Consider the following 4,310-nt stretch of genomic DNA (forward strand, 5'->3'; position numbering starts at 1 on the left):
TCATCATCAACACCGCCTCCGTCGCCGCGTTCGAGGGCCAGATCGGGCAGATCGCGTACTCCGCGTCCAAGGGTGGCGTGCACGGCATGACCGTCCCCGCCGCCCGCGACCTCGCGCAGTTCGGCATCCGCGTCAACACCATCGCCCCCGGCATCATCGACACCCCGATGCTCGCCGGCGTCACCGACGAATACCGCAAGGGCCTCGAAGCCGGCGTCCCGTTCCCCTCGCGCCTCGGTCAGCCCGCAGAGTATGCCCAACTCGCCCAGATGATCGTCGAACACGACTACCTCAACGGTGAGACCATTCGTATGGACGGCGCTCTGCGCATGGCGCCGCGGTAGGCGGCTCCGCCACCCGTGCGCCTTTCTGGTTGCTCCAGCTACCACAAAGGCGCACGGGGCGCGAAGCGCCCTTCGCTGGGAGGTGGGCATGGGGTTCTACTCGGACCGGATCGTTCCGCGGCTCGTCGACATCAGTTGCGGGATGAAGTTCACGGAGCCGACGCGACGACGCGTCTGCGCCGGTCTGCATGGGCGCGTGGTGGAGATCGGATTCGGGTCGGGTCTCAACGTCCCGTTCTACCCGGCCGCCGTCGATTCGGTGAGCGCCGTCGAACCCGCCGACCTCGGCTGGAAGCTGGCGGGCAAGCGGCTGGCGGCGTCGACGACACCGGTCGAGCGGTCCGGTCTGGACGGCCAGTCACTCCCCTTCCCGGACAACAGTTTCGACACCGCACTGTCGACGTGGACGATGTGCACCATCCCGGACGTCGACGCCGCACTCCGGGAGGTCCGACGCGTCTTGAAACCTGGCGGCACACTGCATTTCGTCGAGCACGGTCTCGCCCCGGACGCCAACGTCCAGCGGTGGCAGCGACGGCTCGAACCGATCCAGAAGGCCGTCGCCGGTGGGTGCCACCTCACCCGCGACATTCCCACCCTCGTGACGAACGCCGGATTCGACGTCCAGGACCTCGACCGGTTCTACGAGACGTCCGCGCCGAAGATCGTCGGCGCCTATTCCCTCGGAGTTGCGGCTTCGCCACCCGTGCGCGGTTGAGGAGTCCAGGGACTCGTCGGGCACGCACGGGACGCTAGGCTTCCCGCTGTTGATCGAAATTCCATGACTATCTCGTAGTATCTACTACTTTCTGCGGCAGGCGGATTGGGGAGGCCGCGGAGTACCTGGGCACGTCGGTGGCTAGTGTGCGTTCGGCGGCGTCGGAGGGTCGGTTGCGGGTTTCGGCGTACCGGTGCGGGACATCAGGTGTTTGATCGCGTGGATCTGGACGTCTACCCGGGCAGGCGCGCGTCGGGTTCGGTGGCGGTGGCGCCGGCCSGGGTGGAGGCGCAGTGTTACCGGGTTCCTGTCTCCACCGGGCAAGAGGCATCGCTGGAGAACCGGGAGAAGACGCTGCGGGATAGTGCCGGTGGTGTGGTGCACCCGGCCTCCGAGGACCGCGGCTASGGGCAGCGGATGGGACGCGGCGGGATGCTCGAGGACGCMGCCGAGGGCCGATGCACGGCGGTGCGGGKGGTGCGGCGAGATCGGTTGGCTGGGTTCGTCGGTGGCGCGGATCGAGCGTTACTTGTCATAGGTGGGGGTTACTGTCCGGGTTGGGCGCGATCGGGGCGATGAGYCGCTGGTAGAGGAGCTGGTTGATGACTGCATGGGTGTTGGTGGTGTCGCTTCCCGGCCGGTGCCGCCGGCTGCGCTCGCAGCGGAATCGGCGCAGGCGCCGGGGCGATGCCGCAGCCCGGTTGGGGTCGGGGTAACCGATGAGTACCAGCGGGGATCGTCGGACTGCGGTTGCGGCGCGGCAGTTTTCGGTGACCACCCGCGCCCATGTGGCGGTCGACGACGCGACCGGCGAGCCGATCGGCCTCGACGACGTCGACACCCGGGTGGGGTGGCTGCTCGACCTGATCACCGCGGCCGGCGCCGGGTTGGTGTCGCGGCTGTGGCAGCCGGCGACGTTCGATGTGCTCGCCGCCGGCCGTGACCGGCAGGACCGCAGGCTGCCCGCGCAAGGTCATGTCGCCGCGGCCCGTCTCGGCTGGACTCCGATCTACCCGGACGGGGTCTATRTGCCGTCGCGGGTGAGCCGGGTGGTGACGGCGCAGGTGGTCGCGACCTTGCGGACCCTGGCCTATCGGGACACCGCGATCACGGCACTGTCGGCCCGATTCGATCCGGCCACCGGGGTTGTGTCCCCGCCGACCGGGCCGGGCGACGATGTACCCTCGGGTTTCGCTCGAGGAGTGCGACGCCAGCTCGCCGCACGCTTACGCAGGGACGGCGGGGCACCGGCCGGCCCGTTGCGGATCACCGAAATACAGGAACCACCCCGGATGGCGGCGATGGCCCAACTGTCGGCCGCCGATCAGCAACTCGCGCAGATCACCGTGGCAGACCGTGAGCTGGTGTTGACGGTGAAGTTGCCGACCTGCCCCGCCCCGGCGGGGCGGGCGCAGTGGCGCAGTGTCCGACTGACCGCGACCATCCCTGCGCATCTGTACGGCAGGGCGATCACTGATTGGCATCTGCCGACCCTGGTCCTCGACCGCCGGGGCCTGCTGTGGCGGTGCGCCGCGACCGCACTCGTCCCGGCAGCCGCCCTGAACTCGGCCACGRTCGCTGTGGGGGTGGATTGGTCACCGACCACTCTGGGTGCCGCCGCCATCGTGGCAGAGGGTTCCGGCGGGTTGTCCTCAGATTACCGGGGTTGGACCTACGACGACCGCGGCCTCGGGATCAAACTGGCCCGCCTGCAGGCCGAAGGCCAGCTGCTGCACCGCAAGGCGGCCCGGTTGACACGGCTGGCCGCCACCGCTCTACCGGAGGTCCGCGCCGAGTTGCAGGCGAAGATCGCCGTCCTCGACGAGCATCGCACGGCGGTGGGTATCAAGAGGGGGAGGATCAACCGGGAACTGGCCTTCGACTTCGCCCGCCAGGTCACCGACTACGCCGCCGCAGCCGGCGCGCAGGTGATCGCGGTGGAGAATCTCACCACCCTCGAGACCCGCGGACACGGACAGGTCAACAACAATCGGGCCGCGCAGTCCGCCCGCCGCCAAGCCGTCGCCGCCCTCGCCCACACCGCCGCCGGTGCCGGCATCACGGTGGTCTCGGTGCCCGCCCGAGGCTCCTCCGCACAGTGTCCGGGCTGCAACGAACCGCTTGCACGTCCCGGCGGCTATCACGACGCGTGGTGCCCACGTTGCCGGGTCGGCGGCAACCGGGACCACGTGGCGGGGGTGAACCTGGCCAAACGCGCGCTGCTCGCCAGAAACAAGGTCACCCGGCGGCGTGGTCAGATGCCTACGATCCGGGTCGCCGAGCATGCGCCGGTGCGCAAGTGCCGGGACAAGAACAATCCCACCCCGAGCAGAGCACGRCATCGCCGGGTCCGCCACAGCCTCCCTGCCGCAACACCGTGGTTGGGGGTGACTCCGAAACAGCATGTTCCTGCACCACAAGCGTCGGTGTGGGACACGGTCAAACCCACACCACCGCACGGTGATGCGGGTAGCCGTGACACACATACACCTCTACAGTCTGCTACACGAGTGGCAGATAGTATGAGATCTATGTAGACGCTGGGTAGAAGCAGGTGCCAGGTTGTGGTCAGCCGGACGGGCAGATCGTCGAGGTGCCCGGTGGCTGCGGCCAGTAGGCGGGCTCCGGAGAGGGTTTCGACCAGGAGAAGGGCAATGGCGTCAGGATCGTCTTGGTGGAGGTCGCCTTCGGCGATGGCGCGGCGGGCGAGTTGTTGGTAGTCGGACAGCCAGGTGGTGAGCAGCGGCGTGCCGGTATCTGGACGGTCGGGAACTTCGGTGATCAGGCGGAACGCCGCTCGGACCGTGGCGTCGTTGACGACAGGATCGAGCAGGGTGCACGAGATGCCGGTCAGTGCTTCGAACGCGGGAATGTGGGAGGTGCGGAAGGGGTTGCACGCGATCGCGAAGCGGGCGCTGCCGGCGTCGATGACTGCGCGCGCGAGTTCTTCCTTGGAGTTGAAGTGGTCGTAGAGAGCGCCCTTGCTGACGTGAGCGCTGGTGGTGATCGTGTTCAGCCGGGCACGGGCATACCCGACTCGGGCGAACACCACTGCCGCTGCCTGCAGCAGCGCCGCACGAGTGACTTCCGCCCTCTTCTGCATCACTGATCACCTCAGTCGAGGCGACCGCACTACCCGAGATCCGGACCCGGATCCCGCGTGGCCGGGACGAGCGTGCTGGCGGCACGGGAATCGGGAACGCTGTGCGGCACCCCGCTCTCCGTGCACGGCTCCCGCCGCGCGCAAC

Annotated in this window: 3 protein-coding genes and 1 pseudogene; 3 read left to right on the top strand and 1 reads right to left on the bottom strand. The window is 68.6% G+C overall.

Annotation, left to right across the window (positions count from 1 at the left end):
- From AC1D1G_RS42290 to AC1D1G_RS42300, 3 genes are all read left to right on the top strand, one after another.
- Positions 1-344: SDR family oxidoreductase (locus tag AC1D1G_RS42290; RefSeq protein WP_477956609.1), on the top strand; the 344-nt coding region annotated here is incomplete at its 5' end.
- Between the two features lie 88 nt (positions 345-432).
- Positions 433-1,062 carry a class I SAM-dependent methyltransferase gene (locus tag AC1D1G_RS42295; RefSeq protein WP_477956610.1) on the top strand — a complete coding sequence of 210 codons (630 nt, stop codon included), beginning with the start codon at positions 433-435 and terminating at the stop codon, positions 1,060-1,062.
- A 719-nt stretch (positions 1,063-1,781) separates the two neighbouring features.
- Positions 1,782-3,599, top strand: a complete 1,818-nt coding sequence (locus tag AC1D1G_RS42300; protein WP_477956611.1) for a zinc ribbon domain-containing protein — start codon at positions 1,782-1,784, stop codon at positions 3,597-3,599.
- A gap of 68 nt (positions 3,600-3,667) precedes the next feature.
- Here the strand turns inward: AC1D1G_RS42300 and AC1D1G_RS42305 are convergent.
- Positions 3,668-4,165, bottom strand: a pseudogene (locus tag AC1D1G_RS42305) (TetR family transcriptional regulator); the annotation flags it as partial.
- Positions 4,166-4,310: the final 145 nt, after the last annotated feature.

This window comes from Rhodococcus sp. P3_B8, assembly GCF_056402775.1.